This window comes from Streptomyces sp. HUAS TT7 (assembly GCF_051550175.1).
Classification (GTDB): domain Bacteria; phylum Actinomycetota; class Actinomycetes; order Streptomycetales; family Streptomycetaceae; genus Streptomyces.
Window position 1 is genome coordinate 1,793,579 of record NZ_CP196175.1, and the last position, 23,484, is coordinate 1,817,062.

Annotated in this window: 21 protein-coding genes and 1 pseudogene; 10 read left to right on the forward strand and 12 right to left on the reverse strand. The window is 70.8% G+C overall.

The genetic code is table 11. The annotated features are described in order from the left end of the window. Positions 1-103: 103 nt before the first annotated feature. From ACSHXC_RS07920 to ACSHXC_RS07930, 3 genes are all read right to left on the reverse strand, one after another. On the reverse strand, positions 104-1,129 hold the full coding sequence (locus ACSHXC_RS07920) for a helix-turn-helix domain-containing protein (RefSeq protein WP_438290877.1): 1,026 nt from the start codon (positions 1,127-1,129) through the stop codon (positions 104-106). 1,027 nt (positions 1,130-2,156) lie between these two features. Beyond that, on the reverse strand, positions 2,157-2,735 hold the full coding sequence (locus tag ACSHXC_RS07925) for a DUF6461 domain-containing protein (RefSeq protein WP_438290878.1): 579 nt from the start codon (positions 2,733-2,735) through the stop codon (positions 2,157-2,159). 212 nt (positions 2,736-2,947) lie between these two features. Then, positions 2,948-3,394 carry a peptidoglycan-binding domain-containing protein gene (locus ACSHXC_RS07930; protein WP_438290879.1) on the reverse strand — a complete coding sequence of 149 codons (447 nt, stop codon included), beginning with the start codon at positions 3,392-3,394 and terminating at the stop codon, positions 2,948-2,950. Positions 3,395-3,957: 563 nt separating this feature from the next. Here ACSHXC_RS07930 and ACSHXC_RS07935 point away from each other — a divergent pair. From ACSHXC_RS07935 to ACSHXC_RS07950, 4 genes and pseudogenes are all read left to right on the forward strand, one after another. Continuing rightward, a pseudogene (locus ACSHXC_RS07935) lies at positions 3,958-4,113 on the forward strand (NAD(P)/FAD-dependent oxidoreductase); the annotation flags it as partial. 64 nt (positions 4,114-4,177) lie between these two features. Further along, positions 4,178-4,723 (forward strand): N-acetyltransferase family protein, encoded by a 546-nt coding sequence (locus ACSHXC_RS07940; RefSeq protein ID WP_438290880.1) that lies wholly within the window; start codon positions 4,178-4,180, stop codon positions 4,721-4,723. Between the two features lie 79 nt (positions 4,724-4,802). Beyond that, positions 4,803-5,162 (forward strand): ArsR/SmtB family transcription factor, encoded by a 360-nt coding sequence (locus tag ACSHXC_RS07945; protein WP_438290882.1) that lies wholly within the window; start codon positions 4,803-4,805, stop codon positions 5,160-5,162. A gap of 113 nt (positions 5,163-5,275) precedes the next feature. Continuing rightward, a complete protein-coding gene (locus ACSHXC_RS07950; protein WP_438290883.1) occupies positions 5,276-6,640 on the forward strand; it encodes an MFS transporter in 1,365 nt (454 codons plus the stop codon). A 40-nt stretch (positions 6,641-6,680) separates the two neighbouring features. Here ACSHXC_RS07950 and ACSHXC_RS07955 read toward each other — a convergent pair whose 3' ends face one another. Next, positions 6,681-7,085, reverse strand: coding sequence for an ArsR/SmtB family transcription factor (locus ACSHXC_RS07955; RefSeq protein WP_438290884.1), 405 nt, complete (start codon positions 7,083-7,085; stop codon positions 6,681-6,683). A 96-nt stretch (positions 7,086-7,181) separates the two neighbouring features. Here ACSHXC_RS07955 and ACSHXC_RS07960 point away from each other — a divergent pair, with 96 nt between their 5' ends. Continuing rightward, positions 7,182-9,176, forward strand: coding sequence for a heavy metal translocating P-type ATPase (locus tag ACSHXC_RS07960; RefSeq protein WP_438290885.1), 1,995 nt, complete (start codon positions 7,182-7,184; stop codon positions 9,174-9,176). A gap of 217 nt (positions 9,177-9,393) precedes the next feature. On the opposite strand, the gene ACSHXC_RS07965 is transcribed toward ACSHXC_RS07960, so the two are convergent. Further along, positions 9,394-10,662 carry an MFS transporter gene (locus tag ACSHXC_RS07965; RefSeq protein WP_438290886.1) on the reverse strand — a complete coding sequence of 423 codons (1,269 nt, stop codon included), beginning with the start codon at positions 10,660-10,662 and terminating at the stop codon, positions 9,394-9,396. After that, complete coding sequence (locus ACSHXC_RS07970; protein ID WP_438290887.1) at positions 10,659-11,813, reverse strand: PLP-dependent cysteine synthase family protein; 1,155 nt, start codon at positions 11,811-11,813, stop codon at positions 10,659-10,661. Before ACSHXC_RS07970 ends, ACSHXC_RS07965 begins: the two co-directional genes overlap by 4 nt. A gap of 820 nt (positions 11,814-12,633) precedes the next feature. Between ACSHXC_RS07970 and ACSHXC_RS07975 the strand changes: the two genes are divergently transcribed. The 5 genes from ACSHXC_RS07975 to ACSHXC_RS07995 all read left to right on the forward strand — a co-directional run bounded on the left by ACSHXC_RS07975 (position 12,634) and on the right by ACSHXC_RS07995 (position 17,452). After that, entirely contained in the window at positions 12,634-13,062 is a 429-nt protein-coding gene (locus tag ACSHXC_RS07975) for a hypothetical protein (RefSeq protein ID WP_438290888.1), read from the forward strand. A 104-nt stretch (positions 13,063-13,166) separates the two neighbouring features. Continuing rightward, complete coding sequence (locus tag ACSHXC_RS07980) at positions 13,167-14,090, forward strand: hypothetical protein (RefSeq protein ID WP_438290889.1); 924 nt, start codon at positions 13,167-13,169, stop codon at positions 14,088-14,090. 515 nt (positions 14,091-14,605) lie between these two features. Continuing rightward, on the forward strand, positions 14,606-15,526 hold the full coding sequence (locus tag ACSHXC_RS07985; protein ID WP_438290890.1) for a hypothetical protein: 921 nt from the start codon (positions 14,606-14,608) through the stop codon (positions 15,524-15,526). Between the two features lie 594 nt (positions 15,527-16,120). Beyond that, positions 16,121-16,633 (forward strand): RICIN domain-containing protein, encoded by a 513-nt coding sequence (locus tag ACSHXC_RS07990; RefSeq protein ID WP_438290891.1) that lies wholly within the window; start codon positions 16,121-16,123, stop codon positions 16,631-16,633. Positions 16,634-16,867: 234 nt separating this feature from the next. Beyond that, entirely contained in the window at positions 16,868-17,452 is a 585-nt protein-coding gene (locus tag ACSHXC_RS07995; protein ID WP_438290892.1) for a DinB family protein, read from the forward strand. Between the two features lie 109 nt (positions 17,453-17,561). Here ACSHXC_RS07995 and ACSHXC_RS08000 read toward each other — a convergent pair whose 3' ends face one another. From ACSHXC_RS08000 to ACSHXC_RS08025, 6 genes are all read right to left on the reverse strand, one after another. Next, complete coding sequence (locus ACSHXC_RS08000; protein ID WP_438290893.1) at positions 17,562-18,149, reverse strand: hypothetical protein; 588 nt, start codon at positions 18,147-18,149, stop codon at positions 17,562-17,564. Continuing rightward, positions 18,149-19,318, reverse strand: coding sequence for an ROK family glucokinase (locus ACSHXC_RS08005; protein WP_438290894.1), 1,170 nt, complete (start codon positions 19,316-19,318; stop codon positions 18,149-18,151). The genes ACSHXC_RS08000 and ACSHXC_RS08005 overlap by 1 nt, the downstream gene beginning before the upstream one ends. Before the next feature lie 75 nt (positions 19,319-19,393). Continuing rightward, positions 19,394-20,236, reverse strand: a complete 843-nt coding sequence (locus ACSHXC_RS08010) for an ATP-binding cassette domain-containing protein (protein ID WP_438290895.1) — start codon at positions 20,234-20,236, stop codon at positions 19,394-19,396. Next, positions 20,233-21,270 (reverse strand): ABC transporter permease, encoded by a 1,038-nt coding sequence (locus tag ACSHXC_RS08015; RefSeq protein ID WP_189964628.1) that lies wholly within the window; start codon positions 21,268-21,270, stop codon positions 20,233-20,235. Before ACSHXC_RS08015 ends, ACSHXC_RS08010 begins: the two co-directional genes overlap by 4 nt. Beyond that, positions 21,267-22,280 carry a sugar ABC transporter substrate-binding protein gene (locus tag ACSHXC_RS08020; RefSeq protein WP_438290896.1) on the reverse strand — a complete coding sequence of 338 codons (1,014 nt, stop codon included), beginning with the start codon at positions 22,278-22,280 and terminating at the stop codon, positions 21,267-21,269. The genes ACSHXC_RS08015 and ACSHXC_RS08020 overlap by 4 nt, the downstream gene beginning before the upstream one ends. Before the next feature lie 98 nt (positions 22,281-22,378). Beyond that, positions 22,379-23,383 (reverse strand): substrate-binding domain-containing protein, encoded by a 1,005-nt coding sequence (locus ACSHXC_RS08025; RefSeq protein WP_438290897.1) that lies wholly within the window; start codon positions 23,381-23,383, stop codon positions 22,379-22,381. Positions 23,384-23,484: the final 101 nt, after the last annotated feature.

The window sequence follows — 23,484 nt, forward strand, 5'->3', positions numbered from 1 at the left end:
TGCGCGCCCATTAAACCAGACCGCCCACGCCCCTCCGCCCGGCCGGGGACGGCGGTGCTCCACGCTCGAATCCGTCCCGTCGGCAGTCGCCGCAGGGGGCGCGCTACGGCTGGACGTGGGAGCTGGGCGAGCACTCCGACTGCTTCTGGCTCGGTATCGCTCCGCAGATCGTCACGGTCTCAGCAGGAGCGTCATCGGTGACCGCGAGCATCTGGGTGTAGGTGTCCCGGTCCGTGCGGATCGTGGCCTGCAGTTCCAGGCCGGTCCGGTCCTTGATGGTGACGACGTCCCCCACGGCGCCGTTCTCGATCCGCCCCCACACGGCATGGCAGGCGGGACTGTAGCGCAGTTCGATGTGCATGCCGCGCAGCCAGGTGTCGTGCGCGGTGGCCGCATCCCATTGACAGTCCATGGCCTGCGGATCACGCCGCAGACAGGTGTCCCCGGAACAGTGGGCGTCGACCTTCCCGGCCGCGGGCACCACCGAGGCTCCGCGGTCGACGGCGGTACCCGACGCCTGGGCGCCGGGGGTGTCCGCGGACCCGCCGTGGGGGCCGGAGCCCGAACCCATGGCCAGCACTGCGGCGACCGCACCCATGACCGCGCCGGCCGAGATGAGACCCGCAGCCCGCAGCCCGCGCTGCCAGGACGGGCGGGCAACGATCCCGCGTCGGGCGAGCAACCGAGGAGTCGACTCCGGTGCACGGCGCATGATTCGAGGCGGCTCCGCGGCGGGGCGAGCGGGTTCCCGCACCTTCGAGGTCGCGGCGTCGAGCGCCTGTGCGGTCGGGGCTCTCTGCGCCCTTGAGGTCTCGGCAGCGGCGGGCGGTGCAGCAGGCGGTGACGCGTGCGCTTCGCCTGTGGCCGGTTCCCGGGCCGACGGCTGCCCCGCCCGTTCGAGCAGGGCGAGCAGAGGGCGCGGGTCGACTCCGGTGGCGGCCGCGAACTGCTCGACGGCGACCTTGGAAGGAGGCTGCTTCCCGTTCAGAAAGCGTTCCCAGGAGGAGCGGCTGTAGTGCGTCCTGTCCGCCAGCTGCCCGTAGCTGAACCCGGACGCCTGCTTGATGCGGCGCAGTTCCACGAAGAGCTGCTCCAGCGTGTCCGCAGACGCATCGGTCTGGTTGGACATGTGCCACCCCCGTCATGACTCGCGGCGGACGGCAACTCCCCTGGCCATCGCGCGGACCAAAGAGTAAGGCAGCTTCGAACGGTCTTCGGACACCTGCGGAGCCGGTCCTGCTACGGCCCGGAGGGGACACCTCGGGCGCTACGGCGGGCTGCCCGTCCCTGCCTTCCGCGGAGGAATGGAGGACGACCGCCGGCCGGAACAGCCGAGTCAAGCACGGTCGTCCCCTGGGGCGCCTCTGGAGTTTCCCACCACAGACGAGCTGTAATTCGCATATTGAGCCAGTAGATGGCTTACACATGGATATTACGGAATTCCTCTGAGTAATGGGGATGAATTGCCTGCGGCGCGGGCCGTTCTGGTCCGAATGGATTCGCCTGTTCGCCTCCAGCGAGTTGGGGATGGGCGCACCGATCGGCGTTTGCGAGGGCCGAAGGGGGTGGTGCGCCGTCGGCCATGCTGACGTGGACGGGAGCCGACAGCGATCACCGTAGACCCGGCAGGCCGCCCATTTCAGCACTTCAGAGCCTTGAGAGGCATCCCAGGGACGTCCCGGGGCGTCTCACGGGGCGAGCCGCCGCCGGGACGCCCCGTCGAGTCACCACGGAAGGACGGATCCACCACGAACGCTCCGGATTCGCCGACGGTGTCACGGAACTGAACGTCCCGGAATCCACGCTCCTTTCACCAAGGAGGCCAGACGGGACTACGTGTGCGCTTGGCCGTGGGTCCCATGCCTGGAGGGATCGCCTTCACCCCGAACCCCGGACGTCCGCCAATTCGCTGTGCCGGAATTCATCCCACCGACCCGCCGGGGATCCGGAACCGAGCAGTCCAGCACTTCCCACTGATCAATGAGGCAGCCGACACGGACGTTTCCCTCAGGGAACACGAATGTGCGCGCCCGGCACATACAGAAGCGCGGCACGGTGTGTGGATCGCCACACTTCCACGCCGTGCCCGCGGCTCGGAGTTGTGCCGCAGGCGGCTCGGCCCGGACACTTCCGGGCCGACGAACAGCCGTACCTGGTCAGTCGTTTGCGACCCCAGCCGCCAACTCGCCGGACTCCACCTCGTACCGTGGAAGTCCGAGTCCGAATTCTTGCTCAGCCAAGTGCAGCATGGCCTCGACCGCTCCGAGGGGTGCGGGGTTGCCGCCGACCGAGAACCCCGCACGTGCCATGGCAGGGACCAGCCGGTCCGCCCCCGTTCCGTAGCGGATGTCGGGAAGCCCTGGGTCGAAGGCACAGACCTCCTCACCGTTCACCGAGTGGGCGAACCAGGGAATGGTGGAGGTGCTGACCAACACGACGCTCTCCGTTCCGGCAGAGACAGCCGCCATGACCCCTGCATCGATTCCATGTGCGCCCCACAGCTGCAGGGCGTAGGCCCATTCACCGGCGGTGCCGGCCCTCAGAACAGCGCCCTCGCGTTCGTCCCCCAGCTCGTACGCTTCTGCGTCTGCACGCGTCATGGAAGTGAGGGAACCCGGCGCACACCCCATACGATGCAGCAGCTCGGCCGGCTCCAGCCCCCGCGAGAACGTCACCGAAAACCCCTGGCGAAACGAGACGGGCAGCCACTGAAGGCCTTCTGCCACGGTGTCCATCCGAGCTCCTTCGGAATCATGTCGGCCGAGTGGGTCTCACTCCGCGCGTGCCGGCGGCGAACGACCTCGTGGGCAAAGTGTGCTGGCTCTCGCCCGTCCCACCGGGCCGCGCGCACGACCTCACCGCGGCCCGCCGGCACCGCATCGTGACCACCCGCGTCCGCCGCGGCTGCCCTTCCGGGGAGGGCAGCCCCCGGAAGGGCACGGCCCGGCTAGCGCAGCGGCTGCGGCGCGGCGGTCAGGCGCAGGCACCGCGGCTGCCAGTTCAGGCTCCAGTACCAGCGAAGGGCGTCACGGGTGTTCGGCCCGTAGATGCCGTCGGGGGTGACGCCCGCCAGCCCCTGCGCCCGCTTGAGGGCCTTTGTGGTGGCGGGGCCGAACTGGCCGTCCTCCTTGAGGTAGGTGACTCCGTCGTAGTAGCACCCGTTGAGGGTCTTCTGGAGCTCGCGGACACCGCCGCCGGAGTCGCCCGCACGCAGGCTGCAGTAGTTGCTCTGAGCCGCGTCGAGCGGTACCCCGGTCGTGTAGCCGGCGGCATCGGTGTACCCGCCGAAGCTGGAGCAGACCGGTGCCGCGGCGGATGCCGTCGGCGCGCCGGTGGCGAGTGCGCCCAGCGCGATCGTGGCGATGGCGGCGAAGCCGGCGAGTGTGCGCTTCATGACTGGATTCCCCTTGAGGAGCGTGACCGGAACATGCCGCCGGAGGGCGACGGCCGAAAGCTAACAACGCGCCCGCGACCGCCGTCGCCCCACCGATCCCGTCCCACCCGTCCCGCCGAACCCCGGAAAGCCCTGGGACAGTCCCCGACCCCGCCCTCCCCCACTGGCCGCCACTCGCTTCTCGCCACATCCCAGAGACGGCCCGGATCCCGTCCCGCCTTCGGAGCAGGGCTTGAATGCGCCCCCGGGCGGCGCATGCCTCGTGGACGTTGCACAGCGGGCAGGTGGCGCCGCAGCGGGCGGAGTGGACCGGTCGCCGACCGGCGTTGGGCCAGGCTCACCGGGGCGGAGCGGGTTCTGCCCGGCCTCGCACGGGTGGCAGCGGACCGCGCACACCTCGTGATGGACCGCGATGGCGACTTCGACCTTCGTGTCCCGCGGGCGCGTGGCCTGCCGGTGCGGGTGGTCGGCCCGCCGGTGGTGAGCTGGGTTAAGAACATGCCGGCCGGGATGCTGTCGGCACGTGCTGGGGCCGTGTGGCGCCTGGTGGCTGCGTGACCTTCCCGCGCTTGGACAAGGGGTTGGGGTCGTCCGTGCCCGGGCTGTACTTCACCGGGCTGCCGGCGGCGGGCTCGTTCGGGCCCGTGCTGCGTTTTGTGTGCGGCACGCCGTTCGCCTCCGCGCGGCTGGCATCGGCCGTGGCCGCCCACAGCAGCTGACCCGGAAGGCTGGCCCGCGAGCCCGGCCGGACTCGCGGGCCAGCCGTTTGCGACACTCGCTCCCATGACCAGCAGCAACGCCCCCGGCTTCGTCCAGCTCACTCACCCGCACGAGATCAGCGCTGCGACGAGGCAGAGCTTGATCGACTGCTGGATCGAGGTCAGCGACGCCGGTGGCGCCGCCGGCTTCCCCTTCTCACCGGTCGATCCTCACGAGGTCACCGCTGCGGCCGACCTGATCATCGAGGGCCTCGACCCGCAGCGCAGCCGCCTGGTGATCGCCACCGTCGACGGCGCCCTCGCCGGGTGGCTGAACATCCGCCGCGACCCGCATCCGGTCGTCGCGCACTGGGGCACCGTGCACCACGTCCAGACCCGACTGGCCGCACGCGGGCAGGGCATCGGCGCTGCCCTGATGAACCGGGCCCGCGAGGCCGCCCGAGAGGAGATGGGCCTGGAACAGCTCCACCTGGCGGCTCGCGGCGGCGCCGGACTCGAAGACTTCTACAGCCGCCTCGGCTGGAAGGAGATCGGCCGACGGCCCGGCGCCCTGCGCCTGTCTCCCGGAGACGACCGGGACGAGATCCTCATGCTTCTCGCCCCGCTGTAGACCCAACACCCCGGCCCCCAGGCCGTGCAGCCCTGCCGCGTGCATCCGTGGCGGGCGTGCGGCTGCATACGATGACTCCATGGCCGCACGCGACGAAGCCCCACCAGCGAACGATGCGCATCAGCACACCCCTGGCCCCCGCCAGCTCACGGCGGCGGCGGGCGTCTTCGCGCTGCTGGCCGATCCCACCCGACTTCAGCTGGTGTGGCTGCTCGCCCGGAACGAGGCCGATGTCACCGCGCTGACGGCAGCCTGCGGCGTCGCGCGTCCGGCAGTGAGCCAGCACCTGGCCAAGCTGCGGCTGGCCGGCCTCGTGGAGTCCCGCAAGGACGGACGGCGCTCGGTCTACGCACTGACCGACGGACACTTGCGGCGCCTGGTCGTCGAGGCGATCAGCCACGCCGACCACCAGGTCACCGGAGAGCCCTGGCACGACTGAGCGGCCCCGATGGGGGGCAGTCCCGGGATCCACATCACTAACGCGTGCATGCATGCGCACATGTGCACTATCGTGGTGGGTATCCCCTGGCCCGCCGACCGAGGACTCGCCGCATGCTCGCCGTCCTGCGCAACCGCACCTACCGGCATCTGTTCGCCGCCCAGGTCATCGCCCTGGTCGGGACGGGCCTTGCGACCGTGGCCCTGAGCCTGCTCGCCTACGACATCGCCGGATCCAACGCCTCCGCCGTCCTCGGCACCGCCCTGGCCATCAAGATGGTCGCGTACGTGGGCATCGCGCCCGTGGTGAGCGCGTTCGCCGACCGGATACCCCGGCGCGTGCTCCTCGTCTCCATGGACCTCACCCGGGCCGGGGTCGCACTCGCGTTGCCGTTCGTGACGCAGGTGTGGCAGGTGTACGTCCTGATCTTCCTGCTCCAGTCCGCCTCGGCCGCCTTCACCCCGGCCTTCCAGGCCACCATCCCCGAAGTCCTGCCCGCCGAGCGCGACTACACCCAGGCGCTGTCGATGTCGCGCCTCGCCTATGACCTGGAGAGCCTGTTCAGCCCGGCACTGGCGGCCGGACTGCTGTCGCTGATCACGTACAACTGGCTGTTCGCCGGTACGACCGTGGGCTTCCTCGGCTCGGCAGCCCTGGTGGTGTCCGTCCTGCTGCCCAAGCCCGAGCCGGTCGAGCGCGCCGGGGGCGTGTACGCCAAGGCCGCCTTCGGCACCCGGCTGTTCCTCGCCACTCCGCGGCTGCGGGCCCTGCTCGCGCTGGACCTGGCCGTCGCGGCGGGCGGCGCGATGGTCACCGTGAACACGGTGGTGCTCGTCCGCGACAGCCTCGGCCGGGCGGCAGGCGACGTCTCGCTCGCGCTCGGAGCGTACGGCGCAGGCTCGATGACCGCCGCCCTGCTACTGCCACGGGTACTGGACCGGGCGAGCGAACGGGCTTTGATGCTGCCCGCCGCCTTCACCCTGGCGGGCGTGCTCGCCGCGCTCTCACTTGGGACCGCCCCGGCTCCGGGGGCCTGGTCGTGGCCTGCTCTGCTCAGCGCCTGGGCACTACTCGGCGCGGCCTCTTCCGTCGTACTGACCCCCGCCGGCCGGCTGCTGCGGCGCTCGGCAACCACAGCCGACCTGCCTGCCGCGTTCGCCGCCCAGTTCTCGCTGTCCCACAGCTGCTGGCTCCTCACCTACCCGCTCGCGGGCTGGCTCGCCGCCGGTGCCGGATTGCCTGTCGCTGCCGCCGCGCTCGCCGCGCTCGCGCTGATCGCCTCGGCAGCGGCGGTACGTCTCTGGCCACGCAGAGACCCTGCCGCGCTCGACCACGTACACCCCGAACTCCCGGCGGATCACCCGCACTTGACCGGAGCCGGCCCGACGGGCGACGGACGGCGGCACACCCACGACTACCGCATCGACCAGCTCCACCGATGCTGGCCCGCCGTCCGGCAGACACCGGCAGGCGTCTGACATCGGGAGCACACCCGGGATTCACAGCGGGGCGAGGCGGTCAGCGCTTGGCGGCGGCCGGCTCTGCGGTTGCCGCGCTGTCGGCGTCGGCGGGGCTGTCGCGGAGGCCCAGGCGCAGATGTTCCACGTGATAGAGGGCTTGTTCCAGGAGTTCCGCCACGTGGTTGTCGTACAGGCGGTACACGATGGAGCGGCCCCGGCGCTCGCCGGTGACCAGGCCGAGGTTGCGCAGCAGCCGCAACTGGTGGGAGCAGGCGGACTGTTCCATGCCTACGGCCTCGGCCAGCTCACCGGCCGCACACGGGCCCTCCTGGAGGCGGGCGAGGATGTAGAGACGCGAGGGTGTGGCCAGCGCCTGGAGCGTGGAGGCGACGTCGCCGGCCCCGGCGGCATCGAGGCGTTCGCGGGGGGTGGCGGTGGTGTTGTCGTCGACTCCGTGGCCCATGGCGGCCATCCTACAGACGACCAATGAAGAGGTGTTCATTCTTTCCTGTACGGTGGAGGTGCTGCCGTCCCCACGCCCGCGAAGGGTCCCTTTGGCATGTCTTCCACCCTCACCGAACGCCCGGCATCCGCCGCGGCTGCGCGCGGCGCGGCAGGCCCCCGGCGACGTACCCGTGTGTTCGCGCAGGCCGAGGCCCGCTGGGCCGCGGCCGCGCTGGTGCTGTTCCTGATCGCGCTGCCGCTCCAGCTGACCGGCGCCCCGGCCTGGGCCTGGGGCCCGCTGTACGCGCTGGCGTACGTGACCGGCGGCTGGGAACCGGCCTGGGCCGGGCTGACGGCCCTGCGCGAGAAGACCCTGGATGTGGACCTGCTGATGATCGTGGCCGCGATCGGCGCGGCGGCGATCGGCCAGGTGATGGACGGCGCACTGCTGATCGTCATCTTCGCCACCTCCGGCGCCCTGGAAGCGCTGGCCACCGCCCGCACCCAGGACGCCGTCCGCGGCCTCCTCGACCTTGCCCCCACCACCGCCACACGGCTGGCCGACGACGGAAGCGAACTGACCGTCGCCACCGCCGACTTGGCCGTCGGAGACACCATCCTGATCCACCCCGGCGAGCGTGTCGGCGCCGACGGGCGCGTGCTGGACGGGGCGAGCGAGGTCGACCAGGCCACCATCACGGGCGAACCCCTCCCGGTCGCGAAGGGGACGGGCGACGAGGTCTTCGCCGGCACCCTGAACGGCACCGGCGCGCTGCGGGTCAAGGTCGAGCGGGACGCCGCCGACTCGGTGATCGCCCGGATCGTGGCCATGGTCGAGGAAGCCTCCGAGACCAAGGCACCCACCCAGCTGTTCATCGAGAAGGTCGAACAGCGCTACAGCCTCGGCATGGTCGCGGCCACCCCGGCCGTCTTCGCCGTCCCACTCGCTTTCGGCGCCGACCTCACCAGTTCGCTCGTGCGCGCCATGACCTTCATGATCGTCGCCTCGCCGTGCGCCGTGGTCCTGGCGACCATGCCCCCGCTGCTGTCCGCGATCGCGAATGCCGGACGCCACGGCGTCCTGGTCAAGTCCGCCGTCATGATGGAACGCCTCGGCCAGATCGACTCCGTCGCCCTGGACAAGACGGGCACCCTGACGGAAGGCACTCCCCGCGTCACCGACATCCGCCCCCTCGCGGGCAGCAGCCTCGACGAGGGCGCCATGCTGGCCCTGGCGGCCGCCGCCGAGCGCCCCAGCGAACACCCCCTCGCACGCGCCATCGTGGACGCCGCCCGCGAACGCGGCCTCGGCATCCCCAAGACGCAGGACTTCAACTCCGCGCCCGGCATCGGCGTGACCGCCACCATCGACGGCACCACGGTCGCGGTCGGGGCTCCAGCACGGCTCCTGGGCGGCGCAACCGACGCGCGCTCGGCCAGGACGACAGCCGTCGCCGAGGAGCTGGAGAACGGCGGCCGCACCGCGGTACTCGTCGAGCGCGACGGCATCCCGGTCGGGATCCTCGGCCTCGCCGACCGCCTGCGTCCGGACGCCGCCGCCACCGTCACCGTTCTCAAGACGCTGACCGGCACGGCCCCGCTGCTGGTGACCGGCGACAACGCGCGCGCCGCGGCCCGCCTCGCCCGCGAGGTCGGCATCACCGACGTCCGCGCGGGCCTGCTGCCCCAGGACAAGGTCACCGCGGTGCGTGAACTGGAGACGGCCGGGCGAAGGGTGCTGGTCGTCGGTGACGGCGTCAACGACGCCCCGGCACTGGCCGCCGCCCACATCGGCATCGCCATGGGCCGGGCCGGATCCGACCTCGCCCTGGAGACCGCCGACGCGGTCGTCGTCCGAGACGAACTCGCCACCGTCCCCAAGGTCGTCGCCCTGTCCCGCGCGGCCCGCCGCCTGGTCGTCCAGAACCTGGTCATCGCCGGAATCTTCATCACCGGCCTGGTCATCTGGGACCTGGCGGCCACCCTTCCGCTGCCGCTCGGTGTCCTCGGCCACGAGGGCTCCACCGTCATCGTCGGCCTCAACGGCCTGCGCCTGCTGCGCGACGCGGCCTGGAACCGGGCCGCCGCCCCCGCCGGGGACGGCCGGTGAGCCCCGGCGCCCCCCGCACCGCCGGCACGCATGGCCTACTGATCGCCCCCACCGGCCGGCCGAGCGGTCTCGACCGGCCGGCGACGCCCTGGCCCACATCACTGAGCTGCCTGCCTACCTGGACACCATCGCCGCTCATCGCTCCGGCAGAACCGGCGCCGGTTCTCGCTGACATCCCTCCTTACGCCAACGGCGCCCGGTCCTGCCGGAGTCCAGATCAGGTCAGCGCGGGCTGCGGCGCCTGATGAGGCGTGGCGAGCCGCCCGGTGCGGGCCAGTGCGAAGACCCCGCTCGCGCAGGCCCCGCCGGTCAGGGCCAGGGCGGCCCACACCAGCCACAGCACGTGGTGCTCGGCGGCGTAGTCCCACAGGGCGCCGGTGGCCAGGTTCCCCAGGGTGATACCGAGGCCGGAAACGGTGTTGTAGAGGCCGTAATGGGTGGCCACCAGACGGTTGCCGGACAGGCAGACGACGGTGTCCATCTCGAAGGGATAGACGACGGCGCTGCCGGCCGACAGGGCGATCACCGCAGCTGCGAGTGCGGCCAGCGCCACAGCACCCGGCACGGCTTCGCCGCTTGCGGCGACCAGGGTGAGCGGCGCGAACGCCAGGCCCATCAGCGCGAGCCCGCGCACCAGGGCCTGCTCACCGCTCCAGCGCGCCTTCGCCCACCCGGTCAGCCGCAGCTGTCCGGCCACAGCCACTGCCGCCGAGATGACGAACAGCAAGCTGGTCGCCTTCGTGCCCGCCCGGCCGAAGGCATCCCCGGCCGCCAGCGGCAGCGACAGGTAGACCTGGAAGGTCAGCACATAGGAGCCGATCATTGCCAGGGAGAACAGCAGGAAGGGCCGGTTGGCGACGACCGAGCGCCACTGCGCCCACACCCCGCTCTCGCGCCCCTCGCTGCCAACGGCCCGCCGGGCGGGCAGGGCCCGCCCCTGGAGAAGTGTCAGGGCCGCGAAAATACCCGCTGCCACCAGGCACACCAGGCGGAAGTCGGCGGCCAGCAATGCCAGGCCGACCAGCGGCCCGGCCAGCATTCCGGCCTGGTAGTAGACGTTGAACGTCGCGAACGCCTCCACCCGCCGCTCCCCCGCCTCGGCCGCGAGGTAGGCACGCACGGCGGGGTTGAACAGTGCACCGGCGAACCCGGTGGCCGCCGACGCGATCACCAGGACCGGCAGGCTGTCCACGACCCCCAGCAGCGCGAACCCGGCCGTCCGCAGCAGGCAACCCGCCATGATCGGCGCCTTGTAGCCGTAGCGGTCGGCGATCGTGCCGCCGATGAGGAACATGCCCTGCTGGGACAGATTGCGCACGCCCAGGACCAGGCCGACCGCCCACGCGGCCAGCCCGAGTTCACCCGCGAGATGGGCGGCCAGGTAGGGCATGAGCATGTAGAAGGCGAGGTTGATGGCGAACTGATTGGCCATCAACAGCCGCACGGCGGGCGGGAACGAACAGGTCGTCGACCACAGGGTTTTCACCGGGCGGCTCCCGTCAGGCCGACGGTGCCCGCACCGGATCCGGTTGCCGCGGGGGCCGGGTCCAGCACGGTCGTACATGCCGTCCAACGCGACACGGTGCGCTCCCCGGGATGGCCGATCTCGTCGGGGGCCTCGGCCGGAACGCAGCCGAGCAGGTCGTGCCGGCGGCACCAGGCGTCGTCGAAAACCGTGCCGACGTAGCGCTGCGGGCCGTCGGGGAACACCGCCACGGTCTTCTCCTCCGCCGGGCCGACGGCGGCCAAATGACGGGCCACCAGGGCGACCGCGCCCACACTCCATCCCCCGCTCGCGTACCGGGAACGGGCCAAGGCGCGGGCGGCCCAGACCGCCTCCCCGGCGGCGACCCAGTGCACCTCGTCGAACAGCGCGTAGTCGACGTTGCGCGGATAGATGCTGCTGCCCAGTCCCCGCATCAGCCGGGGTCCCGCGGGCTGGCCGAAGATGGTCGAGCCGCAGGTGTCGACCCCGACGATCCGCAGCGAGGGGAAGAAGCCGCGCAGCACGGCGCCGATCCCGGCCGAGTGCCCGCCGGTACCCACGCTGACCACCAGCGTGTCGATCCGCCCGAGCTGGGCGACGAGTTCATGGGCCAGCGGCGCGTAGGCGGCCACGTTGTCCGGGTTGTTGTACTGGTCCGGACACCACGCACCCGGATGGAGCGCGAGCAGTTCCTCGACCCGTGTCCGGCGGGCCTGCTGCCAGCCCCCGGCCGGATGCGGCTCCGCCACGACCTGGATGTCCGCGCCGTAGGCGGTGAGCAGACCCGTCATCAACGGCTCCATACCCGGGTCGGTGACCACGGTGACCGGATGCCCGAAGGCGACCCCGGCCAGCGCCAGGCCGAGCCCGAGGGTGCCGGAGGTGGACTCCACGATCCGCGCTCCCGGCAGCAGTTCGCCGCGCTCGCGAGCACGGGCCACCATGTACAGCGCGGTACGGTCTTTGATTCCGCCCGGATTGTGGCCTTCGAGCTTGGCCCAGAAGCCCCGGCCGGCAGCCGTGAAGGGTTCGCCGATCCACAGGCTCGGCGTGTCACCCACCAACCCCGCGGGGGTCCAGGCGGGCAGGGACGGGGCAGACAGCAACTGCGCCGGCGCAGCGGGCAGTGCTGTCAGGGGAAAGGTATTCATCGCGTGGCTCTCCCGCGCCCCCCGGTCCCGCAGCGCGGGCAGGTGGGACGCGTCGCTAGAAATGCGGGTCTACCGACAGCGCAGAGCACCGCACGCGACCGGCCACGGCTCACTCCCGTCAGCCGATCCGGGCGCGCGGAGCAGGCCCCATCAGGTCCGCCACACCCCGAGCGCCGCCAAGGCCGCCCCCTGTCCCCGCCCGGCCCCTGGCACCACAGCCGACGGCGCCGGCCGCCGGACCGCCGCGCACTCAACAGCCTGCGCCGCCGCGCCCACGCCCGGGGCCGCCACCGCGGCCCCCACCACCGGAACCCAGCCAGGCGTGTCAACCCCGGCGCACTCCGCAGGTTCCGCGTCGCGCGGCAGCTTCGCCGAAGAGTGCTCCAGGGGAGTGGACGGGGCGCTCAGGAACGCATCCGCCCGACCGGCGCCGGCGTCCTGCGGGCCGTGTGCACACCCCAGGACATGCACCAGCCCGGCCACGACCACGGCGAGAACCACCGCGGCCCAGGCCGACGACTGCCGCCTCCGGAGCACCACCCACACCGACACGGCACATAGCGTATGCACGTCACTACATAAAGCGCCCGTAAGCGACAGCTATCAGCCACGGCGCCAAGGAGAGCGAACGGCCGGCCTTTCCCGTCCGGATCGACAGGGCGGGAACGACTCGTCTGCGCCACTCGAAGACCCCTGCCGCCTCACCCCGGCCGGCCCGTTCACGGACCGGCCCGGACGACAAGGCCAGGGGAAACCCGGTGGGGGTATTCTCGGGCTCGCACCGCAGGACTCGTACGAGCATGAAGGAGAGCGGGCGGCCATGGACCGCAGACAGGCGCGCGGGCCGGGAGTGTCCCGGCTGCTCGTGCTGTGTGCCGTTCTCTTCGGGCTGTTCCTCATGCACGGGGCTCCTGCCACCGCCGCCGAGGGCTGCCACGGTGCGATGTCTGCGCCCACCGGAATGCACGAGGCCCGCGCTGCGACGAGGACTTCGGCGGAGCCGTCGGTGGCGCATTCCGACGTACAGCGGGCTTTGGGCACGTCGGTGATGGACCGGGAGACGTGCGTCTCGACGCCTGCTCGTGACGGAAAACCGCTGCCGATGGGCGGCCTGGCGGCCGTCTTCACGGCGTTCGCGGGTGTGTTCCTTGTCTGCTGGTCTGCGGCCGCGGGCTGGGCGGGGCGGCGCGGACCGCCGCCACCGGGCGGGCGAAGTCTGTTGCTCCAGGTGTGTATCGCGCGGACCTGACCGGGCCGCGCCGGAACCCGGATCTCCTACCGGGGCCGGCGACGTGACCCGATCGTCTCCGCGCGCCCGCCCGGCGTGGTGCGCCCACCCGGAAAGACCACACCATGTTCGCTTCCACTCGTCCTACCGTGCGCCGCCGCACTCTCGCCGCGGCTGCTACCGCCGCCGTACTCGCGCTGACGCTGGCCGCTTGCGGTTCCTCCGGCAACTCCTCGATGCCCGGTATGGACCACGGCGCCAAGTCGTCCGCGTCCCCCTCGATGAAGGCGTCGCCCTCCATGGGTGACATGCCTGGCATGGACCACATGGCGTCCGGCAACGGCCTGTCCGACACCAAGGGCGGTTACCGACTCACCAGCCAGGACACGGCCTTGCAGTCCGGCAAGCAGGCTGCCTACCGGTTCGCGATCAGCGGCCCTGACGGTAAGCCGGTCACGAGCTTCGCCGTCGACCAGACCAAGCGGATGCACTTCTACGCCATTCGCTCGGACCTGACGGGCTTCCAGCACGTCCACCCCACGATGGCCGCCGACGGCACCTGGACCGCCGACCTGGCCTCTCTCGCGCCCGGCTCCTGGCGCATGTTCACCTCCTTCACCCCCGACAGCGGATCCGGCAAGGGCACGGCGCTCGTCCTCAGCCGTGCCGTCACCATCCCGGGCACCGAGACGAAGACCCCACTGCCCGGAGCCGCCAAGTCCACCGAGACCGACGGCTACACGGTCACCGTCAAGGGCGCTCCGATGGCCGGCATGGCCCACCCGCTGACCGTCACCGTCACCAAGGGCGGCAAGCCCGTCACCGACCTCCAGCCCTACCTCGACACCTACGCCCATCTGACCGCCTTCCACGCGGGCGACGCCGCGTTCGCCCACCTCCACCCGACCACCAAGGTCAACGGCGACCATGGTGGACCGGAACTGTCCTTCAACGCCGAACTGCCCACGGCCGGCAACTGGCGGCTGTTCCTGCAGTTCCAGACCGGCGACAAGCTGCACACCGCCGCGCTGACGTTGAACGTCGGCTGATCCGCGCCGGGGCGCCGTTTCCCAGCGGCGCCCCGTGGCGGCCTCTCCACGGCTGCGTGCGCCACGAGATCAGGAGCTCGGGCCGATCTTCAGTGGGTGGCCCCGCGGCGCCGCCCGTCGTGGGCACTCGATGCGTGCGCAGACGCCACAGCAGGACCCGGGAGACTTCGTCCGAACCGGCACTGAACCTGCTCTGCATGGGCCAATGATGAGTTGACTCCTCGTCCACCCGGGACCGGCATTGACGGCCGTGCCACCTGAACCACGAGGGCAGACCGCGGCCTCGGCGAAGTCACTGGGCTGCTTGATACTCCTGATCCTCATCCCTCTGATCGCCTGGATCTCGGTGTCCTTCCACCACTCGGGCGCAATCCCTTGGCAGACGCCGCTGCACCCGCACGCCAGGCTCCTGGGTTCACGGAATCAGACTCCGTCGGGACCGGGTTGGTCCGGCTTCCCAGCCCGTATAAGGGAGTTGGAGCAGAAAGCCGGCTGACGTCCGAAGGAGGACAGCCATGGGATCGGGAGCCGACAGTGCCGGGGACGACATGGTCGTGGGGCGGACCAACGAGAGCGAGGAGCGCACCATCCTGGTTGCCAAGGGAGGGGACGGAGCGCTCGACGGCTATGGCGAGGACTTCGTGCTGCGGGTGGCGATCGAGAACGACAAGGTGCTGCGGGGCGTTTCCGAGGGGGTGGACGCCATCCATGCCAAGGGGACCATTGCCTTCCCCGGCCAGGCGGCCGGCAACGGGGTGGTGGCCACCGGGGCGAACGGTGTCGTCGGTTACGTACACGGCGCACCCCGCGACAAATCGCAGGAACAGCAGGTGCAGGCGGGCGTGCTGGGCGCGGGCGGCGCCGCCCTGCCCGGCGTCTTCGGGCGCGGCACACCCGGCGTGCTCGGCTATGCGCAGGGCGCGGCCAGGGACACCGCCTGGGAGGCCGAGGATCCGTCGGCCGTGCTCGGAAGGGCCGGCGGTATCGGCGTCCGGGGCAAGGGCGACGACGGCGGAGTACGCGGCGAGAGCGAGAACAACTTCGGCGTGGAAGGCAAGAGCACCCTCGCCCCTGGCGTCCGCGGACAGAGCACGCTGGGCATCGGCGTCCACGGAGAAGGGTCTCCTGGCGTGTCCGGCCTCGGCCCGGGAAGCGCGAACGGCGGCCAGTTCGAGTCGGAGGCAGGTGCTCAACTCCGGCTGCTCCCCCGCCGGTCGGACGCGCTCAGCCCTCCGCTGCCCGTGACCCCCAGCGCGATCCCCGTCGAACGCGGCCGAGGTCCCGAACTCCCCAGGAACGGCCGGGCCGGCGAACTCACCGCGCTCCAGGACCCGTCCGGCACCTGCACCCTGTGGTTCTGCGTCAGCGACCCCGGCGAGGGACCGGCCCGCTGGGCCCAGGTCCTGCTCGGCCCGGCATTCGACGGCCGCGCCTGACCACAACGGTCCCGGGGCTCTTCCTGCGCTCTGGTGGGAGCGGCTCCGGCAGGACACTCGGCCGCCCACGAACTACGTACGCCCTACGGCCGATTCCGGCGGCCGCGCTGGTGAAGGCAGTGGGTTGTCCGGCCTGATTGAAGTAGTGCGGAGTCGCCTCTTCACCGCCTCGGCCGCCCGCGGTCCGCCCCCACGGGACGGCTTTCCCTGCGCCCCTGACGGTAGCCGGCCCCGGCATCTGCGTACGCCGCGGATCCAGTTGAGGCGGCCGGCCCAAGTGACGGCACCCGCCTGAAGCCGGGGTTGAGCTGCCCTCCTCTGCGGCTCAGCACGCCGCCGCCGAGGCGAGAGCGGGCACGTGCCCGCTCAGTCCCGTGTCCACGGCGTCCGGCCCATATGCGTGCCCGGCGAACAGGCCCGCTGAACACAGCACGTCTCGACACCGTACCCCGGCCCAACCAGGCTCGACGCACAATCCACCACAGAGGACCCCGCGCAAGAGATCCCCGGGACACCTGAGACACCGTCACCCGGGAACCGACCACCAGAAACGTTCCTCTCGCCAGTCCTCCAACAACCCAACCGGGAACGCCCATGCCCATCCGACACAGACTGTTCACCCTCGTCACCGCAGTACTGGCGCTGCTCGCCCTGGCCGTGGCCGCAGCACCCGCACACGCCGACAGCATCAACAGGATCAACGTCTGGAACTCGAGCCACTGCCTCGACAACGCCACCGAGAACAACGCGAAGCTCCAGATGTGGTCGTGCGACAGCGGCTCAGACGAGAAATGGATCACCGGCTACAACTCCGACACCGGCGTGTTCACCTTCACCAACCAGCGCACCGGCTGGTGCATCACCGCGCCCTCCTCGGGAGGCGGAGCCGTCTCCATGACAACGCCCTGCGACTGGTTCGCACCCACGCAGCAGTGGCGCGTCTACTTCGCAGACAACCCCAACGGACCGCCCTCCGGCTGGTACCAGGTGTGGCAGAACGTATCCAGCGGGCTCTGCCTGGCAACATCCAGCGTCCGCAACGGCACCGTCCCACAGACCCTGCCGTGCGATCCCTCCGACCTGTACTTCCGGTGGCACTTCAGCTGACCACCACTCCCGTCGGGGCCCGGCACCCCCGGCCCCGACATCAACCCGCGTCAGGTCACGACTGCCCCGAAACCACCGCTCAGGCCGTAGGGCCGAGGTTGTCAGGGGCACAGGGCTGACAGGTACGCACCCTGCGGGGCGGCGGCCATGGCCGGGCCTCGGCTCTGCCGGTCGTCGCGGACCGCGTACGGGAGATCTTGAGACCACGGGCAGCCCATGGCAGGCTCATGCCGCATGATCGACGAATTCGCGAAGGACAACCTGCACGGGAGACTGCGGCGGGATCGCAAGGCGCTGCTCTGGAAACTCGACGGCTTGTCCGAGTACGACGCCCGCCGGCCCTTGTCAGCGACCGGGACCAACCTCCTCGGCCTGGTCAAACACGTGGCCACCGTCGAGGCCAGGTACTTCGGCGAGGTCTTCGACCGCCCTTCCCCGGAACCGCTGCCCCGGTGGCAGGACTCCGACGGCAGCGATCTGTGGGCGACCGAGGACGAGACCCGCGATCAGATCATCGGGTTCTACCGGCGCACGTGGGAACACTCGGACGCGACGATCAACGAGCTTCCCCTCGACGCCCCCGGCCACGTGCCGTGGTGGCCTGAGCCTTGTCCCAACACGAACCTGTTCGCCGTCATGGTCCATGTCCTCGGCGAGTCCAACCGGCATACCGGGCACGCCGACATCCTCCGCGAGGGCCTCGACGGCCGGACCGGGCTGCGCCCCGAACACGAGCAGCAGATCGACGAGGGAGCCCGTGCAGCCTACTGCGCGAAGATCGAGCAGGCCGCCAGGTCGGCCGCACCGATCAAGGCTTAGCGGCTGTCTCACGTGACTTGACGTTCGTGCGGCACGATGCCGGTCGTGGGCGCCCACTCACTTGCTCCACCTCCACCGTAGTGAAGCGGCTGCCCGGCCCCGGGTGGGGTCAGGGGGTTGCCGTGGATACCACGAAAACGACCGGCTTGTCCGGGTCGGTCTCGTCGACGGTGATGTTCTGGGTGGGCAGCGGGTCCTTCTGGGCGTGGGTGGTGCCGGCCCAGTCGTGGCCCGCGGGGAAGGTCCAGCCGACCTTCAGGGCGTCCTCGGGGGCGATCGTCACGTCGCCGGGCTTGAGCGCGGCCGTGCTGGTGCCGCCGTCCTTCATGAACTCGGCGAGGCCCGCCGCACTGGTCTTGAACTGGACGTACAGCTTGCTGACCTTCCAGCTGTTCGTCTCGTAGTAGGCGACGGAGACCGCGTCGTTGGGGACCGGCACGTCGTAGATGCGCCGCTGGGTCTTGGACGGCCAGTCGTTCTGGAGGCCGTGCGCCGAGGCCTCGGACTCCTTGTCGCGGCCGCTGTCGCGGCTCTGCTCGGCGGAGATCGCCAGATAGCCGGCGGGCACCCCGATGAGCAGCACGATGATCACCGCGGTGATCCAGCGCCGCCGGATCATGTGCCGGCGGGTCTCCGGGGGCTTCTCGTCCGGCGGCGGGGACTGGCGCGGCACCGCGGGGCGGTCGGACGGTGTCATCAGTCGGATCCCTGGGTGGTGCGGGTGGTGCCCGTCCTGCGGACGGCTTCGGCGGCCTTGGCGTACCGCTCGTAGCGCTCGACGCGGCGGCGGTTGGCCCGGCGGAAGCGGCGGGCCACCAGGCGGGCGAGGTCGGCGGCGCCGACCATACCCGCCTCGGGGCCCAGCTGGGCCTTGGCGATCCTCGCCTCGGGGCGGTAGCCGCGGCCGGTGAGGTGGCGCTTGAAGGCGTCCCTTGCGGGGCCGATCAGGAGGTCGTCGGCGGCGCTCACGCCCCCGCCGATGACGAAGCAGGAGGGATCGAGCGCGGCCGCCAGGTTGGCGATGCCGACGCCTAGCCACTGGCCGATGTCCTGGAGCAGTTCGACGCACATGGCGTCGCCCTCGCGGGCCAGCTCGGTGATGAGCGGCCCGGTGATCTCGGGGATGTTCCCACCGACCCGCTCGATGATGTTGTACGCCACCGGGGAGTCGGCCGTGGCGAGCTCGCGGGCCTCGCGGACCAGGGCGTTGCCGGAGCTGTACTGCTCCCAGCAGCCGCGGTTGCCGCAGGCGCAGCGGTGTCCGCCGGGCACGACCTGCATATGGCCGAACTCGCCCGCCACCCCGTACTTGCCGCGCTTGACCTGCCCGTCCTCCAGGATCGCGCCGCCGATGCCGGTGCCCAGCGTGATCATGACCAGGTGGTCCTCGCCGCGTCCGGCGCCGAAGCGCCACTCGGCCCAGGCGGCCGTGTTGGCGTCGTTGTCGACCATGACCGGCACCGCGAGGCGGGCCTGGAGGGCGTCGCGCAGCGGCTCGTTGCGCCAGGCGAGGTGCGGGGCGAACAGGATGGTGGAGCGGTCGGCGTCGACCCAGCCGGCCGCGCCGATGCCGACCGCGTGCACGTCGTGCCGGTCGGAGAGGTCGAGGACCAGCTCGGTGATGGTGTCCTCGACGACCTTGGGGCTCTTGGACTTGTCCGGGGTCTCCGTGCGGAGCTTCTCCAGGATGTTCCCGTCCGCGTCCACGACGCCGGCCATCACCTTCGTACCGCCGATGTCGATGCCGACGGTGGGGACCCGGGGGGCCGTCAGGTGCGAGCGGCGTTCCCGGGTGCCTACGGTGCGCAGCACGGTGGCCCGGGCGGAACCCCGGTGGGCTAGGGCGAAGTCGCGGTACGTGGTCATCGGGGCCGATTCTGCCACCCCTGGGGGTGGCGGACCGCGTGCCGGGGGCCGCCCCGGTGGCCCGGGGCGGCCTGCTCACTCCTTGTCGGACGGGCCGCCGAGGTGGCCGGGGGCGGGGGCCCGCTGGAGTTCGTGGCTGAGCTCTTCGAGCTCGCTGCCGCCCGCCATCTGGCGGGTGAGCTCGTCCAGGGTGATGTCGGAGCGCAGGTGGCTGCCGGTCATCGTGCCGCGCTTGAGCAGCACGAAACGGTCGCCGACGAGGTAGGCGTGGTGCGGGTTGTGCGTGATGAGAACCACGCCCAGCCCGGCGTCCCGGGCGGCCGCCACGTACTTCAGGACGACACCGGACTGCTTGACGCCGAGCGCCGCGGTCGGCTCGTCGAGGACGAGGACCTTGGCGCCGAAGTAGACGGCGCGCGCGATGGCGACGCACTGGCGCTCGCCGCCGGACAGCGTGCCGATCGGCTGGTCGACGTCGCGCAGGTCGATGCCCATGCGGAGCAGCTCCGCGCGGGTGGTGGCGCGCATCTTCTCGACGTCGAGCCGCTTGAAGGGCCCCTTGCCCTTGGTGGGCTCGGAGCCGAGGAAGAAGTTGCGCCAGACCGGCATCAGCGGGACCACGGCCAGGTCCTGGTAGACGGTGGCGATGCCGCGGTCCAGGGCCTCGCGGGGGTTGTTCAGCGAGACGTCCTCGCCCTCGATGCGGAAGCCGCCGGCGTCGTGCCGGTGCAGCCCCGCGATGATCTTGATGAGGGTGGACTTGCCGGCTCCGTTGTCGCCCAGTACGCAGGTGATCTCCCCGGCGTGCACCTCCAGGGAGACGCCTTCGAGGGCGCGGATGTTGCCGTAGTACTTGCTGACGTCGTCGAGCTCGACGAGCGCTGTCCGCTCGGCCGTCTTCTCCGGGATCGTCGTCATGCTGTCGCCTCCGCCCGCTTGCGCACCCACGCGTTGAGGAGGGTGGCGAGCAGGAGCATCGCTCCGAGGAAGAACTTGAACCAGTCCGGGTTCCACTCCGCGTACACGATGCCCTTGCTGGTCATGCCGAAGATGAAGGCGCCCACGGCGGAGCCGATCGCCGAGCCGTAGCCGCCGGTGATCAGGCAGCCGCCGATGACGGCCGCGATGATGTAGATCAGCTCGTTGCCGACGCCCTCGCCGGACTGCACCACGTCGAACGAGAACAGCAGGTGCTGGCCGGAGACCCAGGCCGCGAACGCGACACCCATGTAGAGGCCGATCTTCGTCTTGAAGACCGGTACGCCGACCGCGCGGGCCGCGTCCGCCTCGCCGCCGACCGCGAAGATCCAGTTGCCGAAGCGGGTCCGCAGCAGGATCCAGGTGGCGACCGCGACCAGCGCGAACCACCACAGAATGGTGACCTTCAGGTCGACGGAGCCGACGGTCAGCTGGGAGGCGAAGAGCTTCTTCGCCGATTCGAAGCCCTCCATGTCGGCGATGGACTTCGTGGAGACCGTGCCGCTGATCAGCTTGGTGAAGCCGAGGTTGAGGCCGGTCAGCATCAGGAACGTACCGAGCGTGATGATGAAGCTCGGGAGCTTGGTGCGGGTCAGCATGAAGCCGTTGAACGCCCCGATGGCGAGGGTGACCAGGAGGGAAACCCCCACTCCCACCCAGACGTTCGCCGTCATCTGATAGCTGAACATCGACGAGACGAGGGCGGACGTCGTCACGAGGACACCGGCCGACAGGTCGAACTCGCCGCCGATCATGAGCAGCGCGACCGGCACCGCCATGATGCCGATGGTCGAGGCCGCGTACAGGACGGTGGAGAGGCTGGACGGCTGCAGGAAGCTTCCGGCGACGACCGAGAAGAAGAGGAAGACGGCGCCGGCGCCGACCACCGAGCCCAGTTCGGGACGGCCGATGATCTTGCGCCAGACCGAGCGGCGCAGCAGCCGCTCGTCCTCGGCGATGTCTGTCGCGCTCATCGCGTCCCCCGCTTCGTGTACTCCTCCAGCTTGGCGGCCTGGTCCTTGGTGATGATCTGGGGCCCGGTCAGGACCGGGAGACCGCCGCCGAGGACGTCGGCGTTGTACTTGTAGAGCCACAGCAGGTCCACCGCCTCGTACCCCTGGAGGTAGGGCTGCTGGTCGACGGCGAAGCCGAGCGTGCCGGCCTCCAGGGCCGTGGCCACCTTGGCGTTGAGGTCGAAGGTGTCGATCTCGGCGGAGCTGCCGGCCGACTGCTTGGCCTTGACGGCGGTGTCCGCGAAGGGCGCACCCAGGGTGACCACGGCGTCGATGGACGGGTCGGCCTGGAGCTTGGCCTCGATGGAGGACTGCACGTCGGGCATGTTGGTGCCGGTGACGTAGAGGTTCTGGACCTCGCCCTTGAACGTCTTCCTGGTGCCCGCGCAGCGCTGTTCGTGGCCGACGTTGCCCTGCTCGTGCAGGACGCAGAGGGCCTTCTTCCTGCCGCGCTTGGTGAGCTCGTCGCCGACGGCCTCGCCCGCGATGGTCTCGTCCTGGCCGATGTGGGTGAGCGCCCCGAACTCCTTGGACTTCTCCGAGCCCGAGTTCACGGTGATCACCGGGATGCCGGCCTTCTCGGCCTTGGCGACGACGTCTTTGAGGGCGTCCGGCTTTGCGAGCGTGACGATGAGGCCGTCGACCTTCTGGTCGATGGCGGCCTGCACGAACTGCGCCTGCTGCTGCCCCTGGTCGCTGTGCGAGTAGAGGAAGTCGATGTTGTCCTTCACCGCGGCCTGCTTGGCGCCGTTCTGGACGATGTCCCAGAACGTGTCGCCGTCGCCCGAGTGGGTGACCATCGCGATCTTCCAGCGGGGCGTGTTCACCGCGGCCCTGCCCTGGGCCTGCGCGGACTTGCGCGCATCCTCGGCGCGCTTGCCGCCGGTGCTGCTGCACCCCGCCAAGGAGGCCCCGAGCACCGCTGCCAGCACCGCGCCCATGACGCGTACCCCTGTCCGAACCCTTGCCACGACGCCGTGCCCTTCTTGCTGTACCACCGGGTGCCTCCGGGGCTGGTTCAGGCCTGCCCCGGCCGCCCAAGTATGGGTCACGCCGGGTCGCCGGGCGATCATCGGGTACCGCGGGCGGTGTACTTCTCCAGCGTCGGCACGTCCTTCTCGGTGACGATCGCGGGTCCGGTCAGGACCGGCCGGCCGCCGCCGATCACGTCCCCGTTGGTCTTGTTCAGCCACAACTCGTCGACGGCGAGATAGCCCTGGAGGTAGGGCTGCTGGTCGACGGCGAAGCCGATCTCCTTGGCCTTGAACTGCTTGATCACGGCCGCGTTGAGGTCGAAGGTGTCGATCTCGGCGGAGCTGTTCGCGTCGCCCTTCGCCTTGACCGCGGCGGCCGCCATCGGCGCGCCGAGCGTGACGACCGAGTCGATGTCCTTGGCCGACTGGAGCTTGGCCTCGACGGAGGAGGTGGACGCGGGCGTGTTGGTGCCGTCGACATTGAGGTTCTCGACGCTGCCCCGGAAGGTCTTCTTCACTCCCGCACAGCGCTGCTCCAGGGAGACGTTGCCCTGCTCGTGGATGACACACAGGGCCTTCTTCCTGCCCCGATTGTTGAGCTCGTCGCCGACCGCCTCACCGGCCACGCCCTCGTCCTGGCCGATGTGGCCGAGCGCGCCGACCTCCTTGGAGAAGTCGGCGCCGGAGTTGATCGTGACGACGGGTATCCCCGCGGCGACGGCCTTCTTGACGACGTCCTTGACCGCCTCCGGCTTGGCAAGCGTCACGACGATGCCGTCCACCTTCTGGTCGATGGCCGCCTGCACCAGCTGCGCCTGCTGCTGCCCCTCCTTGTTCGCCGAGTACAGGAAGTCGACGTTGTCCTTGGCCGCGGCCTGTTTCGCGCCGCTCTGGACGATGTCCCAGAAGGTGTCGCCCTCGCCGGAGTGGGTCACCATCGCGATCTTGAGACGGGGGGTGCTCACGCCCTTGCCGCCGCCCGGCGATCCGGAACCCTTGTCCTCGGAGCTCTTGCCCCCCGAGCTGCTGCAGCCGCCGAGCGCGAGCGCCAGTGCGGCGACGGCCACGGCCGCCGTGGTTGCCGTGCGGGGTGTGCGCATGGGTTCCGCCTTCTGTCCCGGCCGCCCGGTTGCGGCACGTGAGTTCTAGCGGCGGTTCCGCGACACCGTCAATACTTTGTCCGAACATTCTTACCCAGGCG